Source organism: Colwellia sp. MT41, from assembly GCF_001444365.1.
In the GTDB taxonomy this organism is placed as follows: Bacteria; Pseudomonadota; Gammaproteobacteria; order Enterobacterales; family Alteromonadaceae; genus Colwellia; species Colwellia marinimaniae.
Genome location: NZ_CP013145.1, coordinates 803,993 through 820,698 on the forward strand (window position 1 = coordinate 803,993; position 16,706 = coordinate 820,698).

The 16,706-nt window shown below is 40.7% G+C and carries 11 protein-coding genes and 2 pseudogenes; 8 read left to right on the top strand and 5 right to left on the bottom strand.

Going from position 1 to position 16,706, the window contains the following annotated elements; translation table 11 throughout:
• Positions 1-49 precede the first annotated feature (49 nt).
• Together CMT41_RS03415 and CMT41_RS03420 are read right to left on the bottom strand one after the other, a co-directional pair.
• A complete protein-coding gene (locus CMT41_RS03415) occupies positions 50-775 on the bottom strand; it encodes a transporter substrate-binding domain-containing protein (protein ID WP_058026359.1) in 726 nt (241 codons plus the stop codon).
• Between the two features lie 253 nt (positions 776-1,028).
• Positions 1,029-2,012, bottom strand: a complete 984-nt coding sequence (locus CMT41_RS03420) for a DUF4382 domain-containing protein (protein WP_058026360.1) — start codon at positions 2,010-2,012, stop codon at positions 1,029-1,031.
• Between the two features lie 258 nt (positions 2,013-2,270).
• Between CMT41_RS03420 and CMT41_RS03425 the strand changes: the two genes are divergently transcribed.
• Positions 2,271-2,882 (top strand): hypothetical protein, encoded by a 612-nt coding sequence (locus tag CMT41_RS03425; RefSeq protein ID WP_058026361.1) that lies wholly within the window; start codon positions 2,271-2,273, stop codon positions 2,880-2,882.
• A 124-nt stretch (positions 2,883-3,006) separates the two neighbouring features.
• Here the strand turns inward: CMT41_RS03425 and CMT41_RS03430 are convergent, their stop codons facing one another.
• On the bottom strand, positions 3,007-3,582 hold the full coding sequence (locus CMT41_RS03430; protein WP_058026362.1) for a DNA-J related domain-containing protein: 576 nt from the start codon (positions 3,580-3,582) through the stop codon (positions 3,007-3,009).
• A 524-nt stretch (positions 3,583-4,106) separates the two neighbouring features.
• Positions 4,107-4,886 (bottom strand): hypothetical protein, encoded by a 780-nt coding sequence (locus CMT41_RS03435; RefSeq protein WP_058026363.1) that lies wholly within the window; start codon positions 4,884-4,886, stop codon positions 4,107-4,109.
• A 239-nt stretch (positions 4,887-5,125) separates the two neighbouring features.
• Between CMT41_RS03435 and CMT41_RS18970 the strand changes: the two are divergent.
• The 4 genes and pseudogenes from CMT41_RS18970 to CMT41_RS03455 form a co-directional block, all read left to right on the top strand.
• A pseudogene (locus tag CMT41_RS18970) lies at positions 5,126-5,268 on the top strand (IS110 family transposase); the annotation flags it as partial.
• Between the two features lie 243 nt (positions 5,269-5,511).
• The gene (locus tag CMT41_RS03440; protein ID WP_058026364.1) at positions 5,512-6,390 is read left to right on the top strand and encodes a tyrosine-type recombinase/integrase; all 879 of its coding nucleotides are present in this window, start codon (positions 5,512-5,514) and stop codon (positions 6,388-6,390) included.
• Positions 6,391-6,397: 7 nt separating this feature from the next.
• Positions 6,398-7,594, top strand: a complete 1,197-nt coding sequence (locus CMT41_RS03445) for an IS91 family transposase (RefSeq protein ID WP_058026365.1) — start codon at positions 6,398-6,400, stop codon at positions 7,592-7,594.
• Positions 7,595-8,036: 442 nt separating this feature from the next.
• Positions 8,037-8,246, top strand: a pseudogene (locus CMT41_RS03455) (succinyl-CoA--3-ketoacid-CoA transferase); the annotation flags it as partial.
• A 32-nt stretch (positions 8,247-8,278) separates the two neighbouring features.
• Here the strand turns inward: CMT41_RS03455 and CMT41_RS03460 are convergent.
• A complete protein-coding gene (locus tag CMT41_RS03460) occupies positions 8,279-8,557 on the bottom strand; it encodes a hypothetical protein (RefSeq protein ID WP_058026368.1) in 279 nt (92 codons plus the stop codon).
• Between the two features lie 410 nt (positions 8,558-8,967).
• Here CMT41_RS03460 and CMT41_RS03465 point away from each other — a divergent pair, with 410 nt between their 5' ends.
• From CMT41_RS03465 to CMT41_RS03475, 3 genes are all read left to right on the top strand, one after another.
• A complete protein-coding gene (locus tag CMT41_RS03465) occupies positions 8,968-10,095 on the top strand; it encodes an efflux RND transporter periplasmic adaptor subunit (RefSeq protein WP_057179806.1) in 1,128 nt (375 codons plus the stop codon).
• Positions 10,096-10,223: 128 nt separating this feature from the next.
• Positions 10,224-13,517: an efflux RND transporter permease subunit gene (locus CMT41_RS03470; RefSeq protein WP_058026369.1), complete on the top strand. Its 3,294-nt coding sequence runs from the start codon at positions 10,224-10,226 to the stop codon at positions 13,515-13,517.
• A complete protein-coding gene (locus tag CMT41_RS03475; protein WP_058026370.1) occupies positions 13,510-16,614 on the top strand; it encodes an efflux RND transporter permease subunit in 3,105 nt (1,034 codons plus the stop codon). The genes CMT41_RS03470 and CMT41_RS03475 overlap by 8 nt, the downstream gene beginning before the upstream one ends.
• Positions 16,615-16,706: the final 92 nt, after the last annotated feature.

Sequence of the window (16,706 nt, forward strand, 5' to 3'; positions counted from 1 at the left end):
TGATAAGCCCTATGAGTTAACTGCAAGTTCCTTATCGCCACTTTAAATTTTATTTTATTAAGCTACAAGGCGGGATGTTTGCATTGAATAAAGTGATAAAATTTGGGTGTTGATCTAAAAATATTTTACTAAAATATACGCCCATGTTTTTTTTACCCACTTCGACACTTAAATATTCATCCATAGATCTGTTTTGGTTTTTGACCATAAGGGCAAAAACCAACGAATTCTCTAATACCGCATCCATTCGACCCGCATCGAGCATTCTCATTAATACGGTTTCACTGAGATGCTCTGCACCAATATTATAGTTATTTATTTTTAAATAATTCATCGCATTAGAGCTAAACCTCGCACCAACGGTAAAACTTTCCTTTATATAGTCAATGGAATATAGCTGCAATTGTGCTGGGAAGTATTTTTTTAAAAAATAGAACTTACGTATTTGCGGGATAAAGACCGATGAGATCTCGGCATAGCGGTCTCTTTTATCACTTTGAGAGGCTGAGAAAAAACCATCTAAGGCGCCAGACTTAGTTAACGCTTGCGCGCGAGACCAAGGCAGTTTGTTTATTTCATAGGGCTGTTTAATGCGTGCCATCACACAGTCCAAAGCTTCAACCGCAATGCCTGCAGCCCCCGATTTTAAGTCAAGGTGATATGGCGGCCATGCCACCTTGGTGCCTAGCTTCACGGTATAAGATGAATCAGCCGGAACAGCAGGGCAAATGAGAAAATAGAGCAATAATAAAAATAAAATTTTTAAATATGCCACGGGCAAAAACCCCTCAACTAACTGTCATGATCATATTAAAGTTTACTGCCTAATCTGTGTTTAGCAAGGTAACTGAACTCAGTTCGGTTAAGATGTTTTGACTAGCAGACTATGACAATTGTTTAGCATTTTAAAGTTAAGCCGTGGTGGAAATTCATGGCTATAGGCGGTCTGCTAAAGCTAGCACTGAATAATCGATAAATAAAAAGGCCAAGCGAGTGCTTGGCCTTATAAGTTCTGAGAGTGTCTACCGTTAAAAATCTACAATACTGGGGCTGTTAGCTGAAACATTAACTGTTTGTAAGTTGTCTTCAACTGGTTGTAAGTTAATGTCAACTGAGGGAATCGTTAATTGCTCATATTGAATGTTATCATCAGTTTCACTATTACATCGTAATGCTAGGGTATAAGCACCGGCGGGCACAAAACCTATGCTGTAAGTACCTTTAACATCAACAGTACCACTAACATCTACATTAGTTGCTGCAAGTGGTGGCGTTGCGGTAGGAATTTCGCCAATGAATGTTTCATAACTACTATCAAAAAGATCGGCTAAGTCTGCTGACTCTGTTAGTGTGCCATCATACAAATAAACCATACAAGCACCTAAATTAGTGTTAACAGCAGAAACTGTACCTGAAATATCACCATATAAACTGACGATGCGTACGCCATGGGGCTTAATGATATAGCCATTTTTCGCTGGATCATTACCGCGTAAAACTAAAGATTGGGTCAGGTCGAATTCGATAGTATAAGCCGGTTTATCATCAACTTGTACGGCATCACTATGAACAGTAAATTCACCCAGTCTTAAACGAGAGCTAGGGATTTTAATATCATATTTTTCGCCATTGCTTTTTAATACCACATAAGAGCCAGCATCATCCACGTTTAATTCCATGGTATAAACACCATTTTTTAAACTTATGCCTTGCGCCTCATCAATAATTTTAATTTGCCGTGTACCAGTAAAATCGAGTAAATTTACCTGAATGCTATCAACCGACACACCTTTATAGGTAAATTCTTCTATCAATATTTCTTGTTTACCATTACTTTCATCTGTATTGATTACTTTAATACTATCTATTTTAATCATGACTATTTCAGCGTCATCTACGGGCGCATCGCTAAGCCCTAAAGAAAACTTTGCTTGTTCTTTATTATCTGAATTACAAGCAGTTAAAAATAGAGATAAGCAGGCAAGTATGGCAATCGCGAGTTTATTTAACATATTAAGGGCCCTAAAATTTTTATCGTTAAACGACCTTCCATTACAGTTAAGTCATTTAGTCTATTTGTCCAATAATAGCACTTGTCTATTAAAGTGCGCGCATGATGGTATAAAGAGTATTTTAAAGCAAGAGGAGTGTGATTTATTCGTAGCAGCGAAGCCAACAATGAGTGTTGATTTTCTTTTGTCCAGTATTGACTATGCTCTCAGCAAAGCATCTAATATGTCGCAGTGAAATAACATTAAAAAAGGTGTCGTATGGCTATTAACAATATCACTGATAGCGCATTACTAGTAAAGAAGTCACGAAGAACAATTCAGCGATACATAGCTAACGGCAAGCTAATAATGGTACGTGACACGTTAGGTAAACCACAAATTGATACTACTGAGTTAATACGTGTTTTTGGTGCGTTATCAAAGGTGTCGCAGAAAAAAATAGCTAAAAAGTCTCAGCATGTCGCAGCGAAATGGTCTAAAAAAAATAACAGCATTAATTTAACAGCGGATGAACTTGAAGATATCATTACTCGCGCGGTAGAAAAAGCACTGAGTAAAGCGATACCGCTATTGATTGAGCATAAGAAAACAGCACCAATACCCGAGCCAATTACACCAATTACACCAATGGCACCAGTAGCTGATAAAAAAAGGCAACCTATACGACCAATAAATAGGCCTTTCACGGCTAAAAAGAAAGAACGTAAAAATGGTTATGCTGCTGCTTTTGGCCTTCCTAATGTTATTACCGAGGTTATTCATTTACAGATAATGAAGTTACATGGTGAGGGCTTAACATTACGAGAGATTGAAAAAGAGGTCAGTGTTAGTCAAACATCAATACAACGGACGATTACCGTTAGTGCCTAACGAAATTAGTGAATCCGATAGCGTAAATTTCTGGGTCATGCCCATAGAATAGACGGTCGTTAGTGGCAAGGTAGCATCACATCACCTAACGCTCACTTTGAGATAAATAAAGACAAAATTAGCGTCAAGTTCGATGATAACTGAATCTTAAAATTTCATAGGCTGCTCGGGTTTCGATAAAGTCATCGGCACAGCCGCCTTTATCGGGGTGACTAATGATAATTTTCTTTTGGTAAGCCTGACGTATCTCAAACCAATCCACCTCATGATCGATCCCTAGGATAGCCAGAGCAGCATCAATCTTATCTACCGCACTATATCTTTGCCAAAAACTAGAAAAGAGTGTCTCAACCTCTTCAACAGTGATGTTATTCAAATTAGACCAGTCCAAATAGTAGCGGGCCAGGTCAGTGTCGCGCGTGGTCAGTGTATCTTTAGCTCCAGAGCGATTCGGCATCATACAGATTTCTAATGGAAAAATTGTAAGTGAAAATCCCTCTGCTTGAATATCACGTTGAATTTGATAAAGCGCGTTCATAACAAAAAAATTCTTTTGGAAAATGACTAGCTGAGGATCGCCATCCCTTAGAATAAGTGAAAGAAAGTCCTGCTGACAAAGAGCCACCAAATCAACCAGTGAGCAGGAACTGTTCTGCTCTCTTAAATATCCCAGTATTGAAATAATCAAAGGATTGATCATTGGTTTTGGCTCCCTTACAATTCACTGCTAAGACCACGCTGTCAGCAGACTCAGGATAAGCTACCGTTAAAATAGTAGCCGCTATTACCACATCGCGGTCATTAACATCAATAGCTTCTTGGGCTGTTTAGAACGTTCAGAGGACATTTAGACTTTAAAACGAACTGATGATATCTATTCTTTCGGAAGAGATGTTTTGCATTGATATTGAAGCCAGCCTAGAATCATTGACGTAATAAGAAGCGGACAATGAACGAACCGGATTGACCAACCTGATTAAAGTACTAGGTTATTACTTTACATGCCTATGCACTTGGCTCAGGATCGTCATCCCCGTGGTGTTTTAATCGGGGATCCAGTGCATAAAGAGCAATGGATCTTCGATCAGAGACTTCGAAGATGACGTTTACAAAGAGTTCCTGAGTAAACTACATAGGCATGTTACTTTATTGAGCAAAAAATATTTCGTTTGTATAAAAATGGCAAGGTTAACTTTGCCATTTTTATAACCTTGCACCCTTAAATTAAGGCGTAAATGGCGCAGCTATTTGAAACTCTAGTAATGTGCCAGCAGGAATGTTGATACTTTTACCACCACTTAACAACGCCAGCCCAAGGCCTACTTTAGCGCCTGTTTTAGCACCATCAGAACCATCAATTAAACCACCAATGGCTGCTGCTCTAGCTGTTCTTTTTATCGTGTTCTTAGCTTCAGCTTCAGTAATAGCTTTCACTGCTGAAGTTTTTATCGCGACCATTTTATTATTTATCATTATATCGGTAAAGGTTAACACCATGGTCGATTTACCTACTAAGCGCCTTGACTTTTTAGCCTCAAAAACCACGCCATAAACGGTGCTACCACGAGGTGCTACCACCACATCATCAACGACCATATCAGCTTCAAGTTTTGCGGTGAATTTATGACCTGTTGCGTGTTTATTGGTACTAAGAGCTGTATTTGTTCTTACTACCATACGAGTCCCAGCAGGAACCGTTATTTTTTTAGTTACCACGTCAGATTCAACTTTTGCAATGGCTTCTTTAGCTACAGGCTGAGTATTTTTCATGCTACTAGATACGCTAACAAGTTCACCAAAACTGATGCCCGTTACTTTAGCGCTGTCAAATTTTAATTGCTGGCCAGCAATTTCAAAAACAACATTATTAGCATCTTTAGAAATAAACTTACCGGTAATAGTTTGTCCATCTTTTAGTGTTAATACATCTGCATATACCGTTAGAGCTGTTGTAAATAGACTTGCCGTCAATAAAAGAAGTGATGTAGAAAGTATTTTTTTCATTAGATAAACCCTTGTATGGATAATACACTCATAAGTTAATTATTATTTAAACCAAGCTTGGGGGAAATGAGGCTCAAGCTTTGGCTACAACAAAGCCTTTTATACAGTAGTTCGAATGAACAAAGGTTCCTCTATCGAGAGACCGATAACAAGTAATATCGCTATATGAATCTCCAAAGACTAAACACGGGTACTCAACAGGCCCTCGAGCCAGAATAGGAAGGCAAAGTCAGCTTATTATGAATAGCACAAATAATCAAAATAAAATTAACGTCGGTGTCTATACAGGTAAAAGTCAACTCGACATATATATTCGCCCATTGACATTTACTTCAACGTAACGGGTGTCATTATTGAAGCAATAGGACGCATTGAACAGTCCTGTTAAATTGCATCACTTTTGGATGCTAGTCAACAATTACAGGTATTAAACCTAATGTCCGCTTTTAGCGCTAAGTTGGCCTAAACAGCAATCAATAACTAACGTCAACTTAGCGCACTAAGAACTAAACCGCTCCGCGGTAATGGTGTGTTTGGCAAGCACCGTTCATCCCTATAACACCTTCGCTTATTCCTACACTAAGTCTTGAGGCATGTCGCCTCACCTTAGCTTGGAGAATACCTCATGAACATTAGCCCATACTTTTCAGTACCACTGCGTCAGCGTATTAACGAAGACATGATCCTGCGTAAACTTGCCACTAACACACAATTTTCTTATATCCGTGGTGTGAATAAACTCTGTGAGTTTTTACAACACTCACCTGAAACCACCACCCAAGAAGAGTTGCGTGAGTTCCAACTTTTCATGGTCACTCACGGTGTTTCTGGACTCACCGTCAATGCCACGCTAACCGCACTTATGTTCTTATTCAAAATAACACTCGATAAACCTGAAGTCATCGCACGGATTTGTCCCGTGACCGTTGCCCGTAAATTGCCTGTGGTGTTGAGTCTAGAAGAGGCTAAGCGCTTTATGTCTTGTCCCATGCATCCTAAATTCAAAGCCGCGTTAGCCGTCGCTTATGGCTCTGGATTACGTGTCAGTGAAGTGGTGTCTTTAAAAGTGAGTGATATTGATAGTGAACGTATGATCCTGCGTGTTGAGCAAGGTAAAGGCAGTCGTGATCGCTATGCGCTGTTATCACCCGCACTCGTTGATCATCTTCGGGATTGGTGGTGTTTTGCGAACCATGAAGGCCAAATGTTTGCAGGTAGTTGGTTATTTCCTGGCTTGAACCCTATCGACCACATGACAGCTCGTCACTTGAGTCGAGTCTGTAAGCAAACAGCTAAAGCGGCGGATATTGACAAGAATGTATCAATGCATACTTTGCGTCATAGTTTTGCTACGCACTTACTTGAAGCGGGTGTAGATATTCGCGTGATCCAAGTATTACGGGGGCATGCTCAACTGAATACCACGGCGCGGTATACGCAAGTGGCCACGGATTTACTCAGACAAGTTATCAGCCCATTAGATTCATTATCGATAAAGCATTGAGCCGCTCATGCCTCGCCCAACACTGGAAGTGGCCGATGTCTTTCGAGCGCACGGCCAACATTGGCGTGAGAGTCATGCGGGTCATGTCAGTTTAGATCAACTCAAAGTGATGTCTGCCGTTGAACATTGCCGCAGTGAAGTGCTCGGTGGTCATGTTTTACATTGCCCTGCCTGTGAGCATACTCAAATTGCTTATAACTCATGTCGAAATCGCCATTGTCCGAAGTGCCAAGCCAGCGCAGCGAAACGCTGGTTAGCTGCACGACAAACAGAGTTATTACCTGTCGATTATTATCATGTTGTCTTCACCTTGACACAACCTATCAGTGAATTGGCTTATTACAACAAATCAGTGATGGTTGGGTTGTTACTTAAAACGGCTGCCAAAACACTGTTAACGATTGGCGCGGATACCAAACATTTAGGTGCTCGCTTAGGTGTGACTTTTGTCTTGCATACGTGGGGCAGTGCCATGACGCATCACCCGCATGTGCATGGCATTATTCCTGGCGGTGGTTTATCACTTGATGGTGAAAAGTGGATATCGTGTCAATCAGGTTTTTTCTTACCTGTGCGGGTATTATCACGGTTGTTTCGACGGTTATATCTTGAGGGATTACGTGAAGCGTATGAGCAGAATAAATTACAGTTCTTTGGTGATTGTTTATCTATTACGGAGGAAAAAGCCTTCCTGGCTTGGCTAAACAATCAACGCAACGTTGAATGGGTAGTATATGCCAAACGACCCTTTGCAGGGCCACAAGCAGTACTGGCCTATTTATCTCGCTATACCCACCGTGTCGCTATCGCGAATTCTCGCTTAGTGAGTATGGATAATGACTCGGTGAGTTTTAAGTGGAAGAACTATCGCGTTAAGGAGCAAAATCGACACCGTGTCATGACGTTGACGAAAGATGAGTTTATCCGACGTTTTTTGCTGCATGTGTTACCGAGTGGTTTTCACCGTATTCGTCATTACGGTTTGACGGCTAACACAGGTCGTAAAAAGAATTTGGCTAAGGCGCGACAATTATTAAACGTCAAAGTCCCGATAGTGCCATTGGTTCAAGAGATATCGGGTGAGACAAAAGCGCATGAGCCAACAGCTACCTTTGTGTGCCCTTGTTGTGGTGCAGGCATGATAGTGACCGAAGTATTGCTTCATTTGTATTTGCCTCGTGCACCGCCCTTAATACTGAATTAGCGGTGCAGATTGGCAAAGGTTAAATTATCGGAAGTGGAGATAAGGGCTAGTCTTGTTCGGTTTGCCCACAATTGCCGAATAAGGACTAAAATAAAATAGTATTAGGAGAAATATCACAGTGAAAAACACGTTGAAGCAACGTAAATTAATATTGATAAAGTATTTTACCCACCAAGACCAAAAGATAATTAAGCAATCCCCATAGCACAGCGCTAGCTTCCCGCGGTTTCTTCATTGTGAGCCTTTCAGACATCAGCCTTCTCTTGAAGAGTTGTTGATAGGTTTTGTGTATTGGCTGATATCTGAAAACCTTAACAAAGTGCTCCTTGAAATGATGAACTGGATCTCGCATTAATGCCTATTCAATATGTGCATAGTTGCGGCTGGTACATTCCTGACAGTTAAAGATAGGATCAGGGATGTCGCCATGGTTCTAGTGGCTGGCGCTGCTAAATTACTGAGTAATTGTACTTTACCGCTAACAGGTAAGGGCTGTATTAAAAAAGTATTAACAGATTTAGCGTTTATTGAAATTAAAGCGGGTAAGTTTCATTTACTTGAACGTGCGCCTGGAGTGTCGGTGGACGAAATAATCAAGCTAACTCAAGGTGAACTTGTTATTAGTGGTGAAATTCCTGAAATGCAGTTTTAGTTAATCAAGTGTAGTTAAAAGGCGAGCGACTGCTACTGACGACAATGAATAGCCGGATTAATATTAATAATACCGGCTTGGTTGATCGTCGCTATTTTTTTATCTTGTTTGAGTATTGCTAGGGTATTGCTGCCAAGTGACCGCACATAGGTAAGTAGGTAACCAAACTGTCCCAGGCTAGATACCGCATATTGTTGGCTAAGGTTAAGCTGGTCCCATAAGGTGTCAAGACTATAGTCTTGCTCTCTGCTATCAGCGATAAAAGTGGTCACAGCGGTTAAGTCTTTGTCTAGTATTAGGGTATGTAACATAATATTGGTCTCACTGTTTAGCTAGTGATTAGATATTAAGCAATCATAACCAGTAACACTGTAGAGAATTGTTTTAATTAGGTTGTTTTTTGTACCGTTGTGGTCTTGCCGATATTTACATTACTCGGTCCAGTGACCTGGGGCTCAAAGGCTAGTTTGTGTGCACGACAAATGATAATTCCTCCAGTCTTTTAAATTCCCACAGAACCCTGCCTCTTGCCGTGGAACGAGGATAAATAGTTAATTTGACAACAATAACTAAGCAAAACACTAATTCATTAGTCAATTTCACCACATAGTGAATTGTTAATCGGTGCTTTTAAATGTAACTTATTGTTACATATGGAAAATGAGTAACTGGCATAGCTTGTGCTATTTTTAATGCATTATTAAAAATACGGAAATATCCCATGCTTACTTTTTCTAAAACATCACTTCTTGTTTCAGCACTGCTGACAACCGCCTTTTTAACCGCGTGTTCAGAGCCCGAAGCGAAGGACGAGGATAATAAAGTTGCAGAATTTGCCATACCTGTAATGGTGGTGAGTATCGAGCGTAAAGACATTTCATCAAATTTCCACACCACAGCGATATTAGAATCTCGTAATGAAGCGGACATTATCACCCGCGTGACCGGTATTATTGAAGAGCTAACGGTTGAAGAAGGTGATTTTGTTGAAAAAGGTCAACTGCTGGCTAAAGTTGATGCTAGACGTTATCAATTGGCACTCGATAAAGCGGAAGCAGAACTTGCCGGTGTTAAGCAAGAGTTGCAGCGTTTGTCTTTAATGGTCGAAAAGCAATTAGTGAGTGCACAAGCATTAGATAAATTGAAATATCAGCATAGAGCTGCGATAGCGGCAAGAGAGTTAGCCGTCCTAGATTTGCTGGACAGTCAAATTGTTGCGCCCATTTCAGGTTATATTTCCCAGCGCCTTATTAAAACGGGTCACTTTACCCAGGGCTATCAAAAATTATTCCATATTGTTGATCCATCAAGTTTACAAGCTGTGGTTTATTTACCGGAACATAAGCTGAGCTATGTGAAATTAGGGCAACAGGCCTTATTAAACTTTAGTGCTCGACAAGGGCAACAATTTATTGCGCAAGTGCGCTCAATTTCTCCGGTTATCGACAGCCGCAGTGGTACTTTCAAGGTGATTTTGTCTTTAGCTAATGACGAGTTGCAATTAAAGCCAGGTATGTTTGCACAAATCGCCCTGACTTTTGCTACCCATAAAGATACCTTAACTATTCCAACGGATGCCATCATTACCCTTGATAACCAAAGTAAAATTTACTTAGTAAAGGATAATAAAGCCGTAGAAGTGTTAATCAACAAAGGTTTTGTGCAAGAGCAACTGACCGAGATAAGTGGTCAGTTACATGAAGGTGATAGTGTCGTGGTTAACGGTCAACATAATCTCAAAGCAAACGCCTTGGTTGAAATATTAAATGCCAAACCTAGCGCAGAAGATAGTTTCAATGATGAAGAGTTAATCGAAACAGATACAGTAATCGTAATAGCGACTAAATAGAGAGTCAGTAGCATGAATATTTTGATTGATAGCTTATTCTTTGTGGTTGCCAAACACCCGGTAGCCACCATTTTAATAATTTTTATTGCCTTGTTAATCAGTAGTGTAAATACCATTGGAGCTTTATCATGAGTATTGTTGATGTGGCGATAAAACGTCCGGTTACCATCTGGATGTTTACTTTTGCCGTCATGCTTTTTGGTTTAGTGGGCTTATCTCGGCTGGCGGTTAACCTGTTACCTGAACTGTCTTATCCTACCTTGACTGTGCGCACTAACTATATAGGAGCCGCCCCTGCTGAAATTGAGCAATTAATTACTAAACCCATTGAAGAAGCGGTTGGTGTGGTAAAGGGATTAAGGAAAATAAGCTCGGTATCTAAAGCGGGGCAGTCAGATGTGTTACTTGAGTTTGACTGGGATGTTGCTATGGATATCACCAGCTTAGAAGTGAGGGAAAAGCTTGATCTTATTCGTTTACCCCTTGATGTACAAAAGCCACTTATTTTGAAGTTTAACCCGTCTTTAGATCCCATTATCCGTTTGGGTTTACAAACTTCAGATAATTCGGTGGCTGGCTTAACCGAGCTCCGAACGTTTGCTGAATATGAGGTGAAGCGACAATTAGAATCACTACTCGGTGTGGCATCGGTAAAATTAGGTGGTGGTCTTGAACAAGAATATCAAGTTGTTATTGATCAACACAAATTAGCGCAGCTTAATTTAAGTAGCCAAGATATCATTAATCGAATTCATGCCGAAAATATCAACATTTCCGCCGGTAAGTTAATTGAGGGCAATACTCAATACCTAGTGCGTACGCTGAATCAGTTTACTCATATCAGTCAAATTGGCGATCTGGTGGTTTATCGCGAAAATGAGAAAATAATCACCCTAAGTGATATTGCTACCATTGTTGATGGTTACAAAGAACGCACCGATATAACCCGTATTAACGCGGTTGAGGCGGTTGAATTAGCCATATATAAAGAAGGTGATGCTAATACGGTGCAAGTGGCAAACTTAATCAATAATAAGCTCGATGCCATTAATAAGTTATTGGGGGAGCGCTATCAATTAACTGTGGTCTATGATCAATCAACCTTTATTACTAATGCCATTAGCGAGGTGAAATCAGCGGCGATCATTGGTGGTTTATTGGCGATGTTCATTCTATACCTTTTCTTGCGCTCGATTATCCCAACCCTTATTATTTCTTTATCAATACCGGTGTCGGTTATTGCCACATTTAACATGATGTATGCTAACGATATCAGTCTTAATATCATGTCCCTTGGTGGCATTGCCTTAGCAATGGGGTTACTGGTCGATAATGCCATCGTGGTGTTGGAAAATATTGCCCGCTATAAAGAGCAGGGCTTGAATGTTGTTGAAGCTGCTCGAAAAGGCACTAAAGAAGTGAGTGGCGCTATTATTGCCTCAACACTCACTACGTTGGCGGTTTTTGTGCCGTTAATTTTTGTCGAAGGTGTCGCCGGACAGCTCTTTGCCGATCAAGCCATGACAGTCGCTTTTGCCCTCATTGCTTCATTAGTTGTGGCGTTAACCTTGATACCAATGTTGGCTTCAAGACAGATGTCGCCAGCAGTAGAGCAAGAAAAAGACGATAGTGATGTGGACAAAATTAGTTTTAAAGCGTTGGTTTGGACTAAAAAAATAACCTTTATCTTAGTTTTACCCGTTAAAGTTATTTTTATTTGCTTGCCCATGCTTATTACCCGTATTGTGCTTGTGGTTTTTCATGGGATTAATAAAGTCGCTGCCTTTATCATGAAGCCACTTAGCGCCGGATTTAATTTTGTCTTTGAGCGGTTAGCCGAATTTTATCAAAAATCGTTAGCACTAGCGTTAAAACATGGTGTTAGTACCTTACTGATCAGTCTAGTCTTTGCGGGTTCAGCTTTCTTCATCTTACCTAAAATAGGGGTGGAATTATTACCGCCGTTGGCGCAAGGAGAGTTTTATCTTGAACTTGAGCTTGCTCCGGGTACACCGCTGGCAGTAACAGACAGCACCATAAATAAAATCGCTGAAAAATTACAGCAAGATAAACGCATTAAAAGTACCTATTCATTAACGGGTCGAGGCAGTTTAATGACCAGTAATGCGGATAAAGGTGGTGAGCATCAGGCTAGGTTGCAAATAATGCTGCATGATAGTCAAGATGAACGACAAGTGATGGCGGATATTCGTCAGTATAGTGAAAAAATTGTTGGCGCTACTACCCAATTAAACCAACCAGAATTGTTTACTTTTAGTAAACCAATCAGCATAGAATTGGCCAGTTATGATCTTAACTTGCTAACCAGCTACAGTAATAAATTAACAACATTGATGCACCAAGATGCACAGTTTGTTGATGTTGCCAACAGCCAACGTAAAGGGCAACCAGAATTAGCCATACATTTTAATCAGCAAAAAATTGCTCAGTTAGGCTTGAATGCACCCGATATAGCGCGACTTGTCGCGGTGAACATCGGCGGGAATATTGCCAGCAAATATACCTTACTTGATCGCAAGATAGATATATTAGTACGCAGCGATGCCAAACAACGTGATTCTATTGCCGATTTAAGGGAGCTTGTGGTTAACCCCAATAGTGACTTTCCTATCACACTTGACAGTATCAGTACTATTGTTGAAACCGTTGGTCCAGCGCAAATTAACCGCATTAACCAACAGCGTGTTGCGATTATTAGTGCCAATATAGCGATGGGCGATCAAAATAGTGCCTTAGCTAAGGCCAATGAATTAATCCAGCAATTAAAACTGCCGTTAAGCGTAGTAGCGACTTTTGGCGGACAAAGCGAAGAAATGCAACAGTCATTTAACTCCATGCTGATGGCATTAACCTTGGCGGTATTTTTAGTTTACCTGGTGATGGCTTCTAAGTTTGAGTCATTATTACAACCCTTATTAATCTTGTTCAGCGTACCGTTAGCAGGTGTTGGCTCTATTTATGGCTTATATCTATTTGGCTGTAATATCAGTGTCATCGTCTTTATTGGTTTGATTATGTTGGCGGGTATTGTGGTGAATAATGCCATTGTTTTACTTGATAGAATTAACCAATTACGGGCCCAAGGTTTAGATAAAGCTATGGCTATAACGCAGGCTGCTCAGTCTCGATTACGTCCTATTATAATGACGACACTTACCACGGCACTGGCCTTGCTTCCTATGGCATTCGGGGTGGGCGAAGGGGCCGAGCTCAGAACGCCTATGGCGATAACAGTAATCAGCGGTCTACTTTGCTCAACGCTATTAACCTTAATCGTTTTACCTGTGCTTTATCATTTGTTTGATCATAAAAAAATTGCTTCGCTGACCGTTGACGGTTTATGTGTTGAAGAGAATAACGAGCCTGGCATAAGCGCATTACCGGAGCCACACAATGTCTAATAGTAGCTTTAACTTAACTGCGCTGGCGCTTAAAAAACCAGTAACCACCTTGATGCTTTGTCTAACCATGTTAATGATGGGTATAGCGGCAACACAGTTACTGCCTTTGGAAAAATGGCCGGGTATCGACATCCCTGAAATGATGATAAGTGCACCGTATCAAGCATCAAGCCCTGCAGAAGTCGAGCGCTTAGTGACTAAACCCCTAGAAGAAGCACTGGCAACTATGGGTGGCATAAAGCGACTTAGTTCGCGCTCAACAGAGCATGGCGCAGAAATAAGCATTGAAGTTGCATGGGAAACTAGTTTAACGGGCAAAGCGATAGAAGCGCGTGAGAAAATTGATGCTATTCGTCATTTATTACCGGAAGATTTACAACGTGTCTTTGTCTATCAGTTTTCAACTGCGGATATGCCTATTTTAACGCTGCGTATTTCCAGTGAACGTGAACTGAAAAACAGCTTTCAGCTGCTCAATAATTATTTGAAAAAACCACTGGAGCGCCTGCCTGGCGTTTCAAAAGTTGAGCTTTATGGCGTAGACCAGCGACAAATATCTATCCGCTTAATGAGCGAGCGCATGGCAAGTCATAACATTGATGTTTTGCAACTAACAAAAATGCTACAGGCCCATAACTTTACCATCAATGCTGGCTCATTAAGGTCAGCAACGAATACTATTCGCATTAGTCCTAAAGGAGAGTTTACTCAACTAAATGATATACGAGGCCTAGTGGTTAAAGATAACGTTTATCTTGGCGATATTGCGCAGGTGTTATTTGAGCAACCAGAAAGAATCGACGGTCGACATTTAGACAGAAGTTACGCTATTGGCGTCAATATTTTTAAAGAATCCAGTGCTAACCTGGTCGATGTTGCTGGCCGAGTTGTTAGCGCGGTTGATGAAATATCGCAAAGTTCGCAGTTTAGTGGTATCAATATTTTTATGATGGAGGATCAGGCAAAAGGGGTGACCGATTCATTGTCGGCCTTATTAATGGCTGGCGCCATTGGTGCGGTACTATCCTTTATGGTGTTATTTCTTTTTCTGCGCAACACTACCGCAACTATTCTGGTGGTGGCATCAGTACCCTTTTCTATTTGTATCACCTTAGCGGTTATGTACTTTTTAGGCTACTCACTGAATATTCTGTCAATGATGGGACTATTATTAGCGGTCGGTATGTTGGTTGATAACTCGGTAGTGGTGACGGAGTCAATTGCTGCCGAACACCGGAATAATCCGGCAACGACTCAGCAAGAAAAAATTCGCAATATATTGCGCGGTGTTGATAAAGTCTCCTTGGCCGTCATGACAGGCACATTAACGACCATGATAGTATTTCTGCCAAATATCATTGGCGAAAAGGTACAAATCACCGTTTTCTTAGAGCATGTCGCTATTGCCATCTGTATTTCCTTAGCGGCCTCGTTATTGATTGCTAAAACCTTGCTGCCCTTATTATTATCTAAAATTCCACTGGAAAATCTTGTTGCTAGCTCAAGCAAAAAATCGAACCATAGTGATAAAAAGTCAACGGTTAATAATGGCAGTATGCGCTATAAAAAAAGCCTTTCCTGGGTATTAGCTCACCCCAAAATTACCGGATTTTGCGCCTTGTTGATTTTAGCAAGTTCGGCGATTCCTATGGGAGTGATCACCTCAGATAATAATGACAATCAAGACGGAACCCGCCTATTTATGCGTTATCACGTTGAAGGTCAATTTCCACTTGAGCATGTAGAAGCCATGGTGAATCGTATGGAAGCCTATTTGTATGAACATAAAGAGGAATTCTATATTGATTCTGTTTACAGTTATTACAGTGGTGAACGGGCCTCTTCTACCTTGTTACTCAAAGAAAATCGCGATATTTCCATGAATGAATTAAAAGAACGCATTCGAAAAAATATGCCGGCATTTTATGCTGCTAAACCTGACTTTGGTTGGCAGAGTGCTAAAAGTGGTGGTGTTAGTGTCACCTTGTTGGGCGCCTCAACAGAAATGTTAATGACGCTCTCTGAGCAAATCGTGCCGATACTTGCCCATGTTGACGGCTTAACCGATGTAAAAAGTGATGTATCTCAGCATCAAAAAGAAATGGTGGTGGTAATAGATCGCTTTAAAGCGAACCAATTGGGGCTTGATTCTCGACAAGTTGCACAAATTGTCGGCACGGCGTTACGGGGAGTTGAACTACGCAGCTTCCGTCATGATCCTAATGGTGAAGTAAATATTCGCTTACTTTATGATGAAAAACTTAAGTACTCGTTAAATCAATTGAAAAAATTGCCGATTACAAAAATTGATGGCCAAAATATTACCCTAGAAAGTGTTGCTAAATTTACGGTTCAGCCAAGGCTAGCGGCAATTTATCGTGAAGAAAGACAAACCGCCTTGACCATAGGGGCAAACATGAATGATATAACCATGGAGCAAGCCAAAGAACGTATTGAACAAGCCATGGCTAGTTTTGACTTACCCCCAGGGTACACCTGGAAATTGGGACGTGGTTTTAATCGCCAACAACAAGAGCAAAATATTATGTTGGTGAATATGTTGTTGGCTTTAGCCATGATTTATATAGTGATGGCGGCTTTATTTGAGTCGTTATTATTACCCACAGCTATTATTAGCTCTATTTTATACTCCATTGTCGGTGTCTTTTGGTTTTTCCTGCTTACGGGTACCAGTATGTCGGTGATGGGCATGATTGGCATTTTGATCCTGATGGGCATAGTGGTCAATAATGGCATTGTCTTAATTGATCAAATAAATCAGATGTCACCAAATATTGAGCAATTGGAAGCCGTGATCGCCGATATATGCATTACTCGACTTCGACCGGTGTTAATGACTGTGGCGACAACCGTATTAGGCATGGTGCCACTTGCGCTAGGCTCAACACAACTCGGCGGTGATGGCCCATCTTACGCACCGTTGGCTGTGGCCATTATTGGTGGCTTAACATTCTCTACAGTGACTAGTTTGTATCTTGTGCCTTGGTGTTACTTGATGTTTAGTAAACTCGCTTGGAACTCAAGCATAGGCTTTAATAAGGCAAATACCTTTGCTAAGCGTATTGCCAAGGTGTAATCAATCATTGAAAATATGCTAATAATGAATAGTAAAAGGCCAGTAAAGCTTAGCTTTACTGGCTTTTTTATTAATTTTAATATGGCTTATTT

Bases quoted from the DNA above. Each gene is read 5' to 3' on its own strand.
- CMT41_RS03420 (WP_058026360.1), bottom strand. From the start codon at position 2,012: ATGTTAAATAAACTCGCGATTGCCATACTTGCCTGCTTATCTCTATTT.
- CMT41_RS03425 (WP_058026361.1), top strand. From the start codon at position 2,271: ATGGCTATTAACAATATCACTGATAGCGCATTACTAGTAAAGAAGTCA.
- CMT41_RS03430 (WP_058026362.1), bottom strand. From the start codon at position 3,582: ATGATCAATCCTTTGATTATTTCAATACTGGGATATTTAAGAGAGCAG.
- CMT41_RS03435 (WP_058026363.1), bottom strand. From the start codon at position 4,886: ATGAAAAAAATACTTTCTACATCACTTCTTTTATTGACGGCAAGTCTA.
- CMT41_RS03440 (WP_058026364.1), top strand. From the start codon at position 5,512: ATGAACATTAGCCCATACTTTTCAGTACCACTGCGTCAGCGTATTAAC.
- CMT41_RS03445 (WP_058026365.1), top strand. From the start codon at position 6,398: ATGCCTCGCCCAACACTGGAAGTGGCCGATGTCTTTCGAGCGCACGGC.
- CMT41_RS03460 (WP_058026368.1), bottom strand. From the start codon at position 8,557: ATGTTACATACCCTAATACTAGACAAAGACTTAACCGCTGTGACCACT.
- CMT41_RS03465 (WP_057179806.1), top strand. From the start codon at position 8,968: ATGCTTACTTTTTCTAAAACATCACTTCTTGTTTCAGCACTGCTGACA.
- CMT41_RS03470 (WP_058026369.1), top strand. From the start codon at position 10,224: ATGAGTATTGTTGATGTGGCGATAAAACGTCCGGTTACCATCTGGATG.
- CMT41_RS03475 (WP_058026370.1), top strand. From the start codon at position 13,510: ATGTCTAATAGTAGCTTTAACTTAACTGCGCTGGCGCTTAAAAAACCA.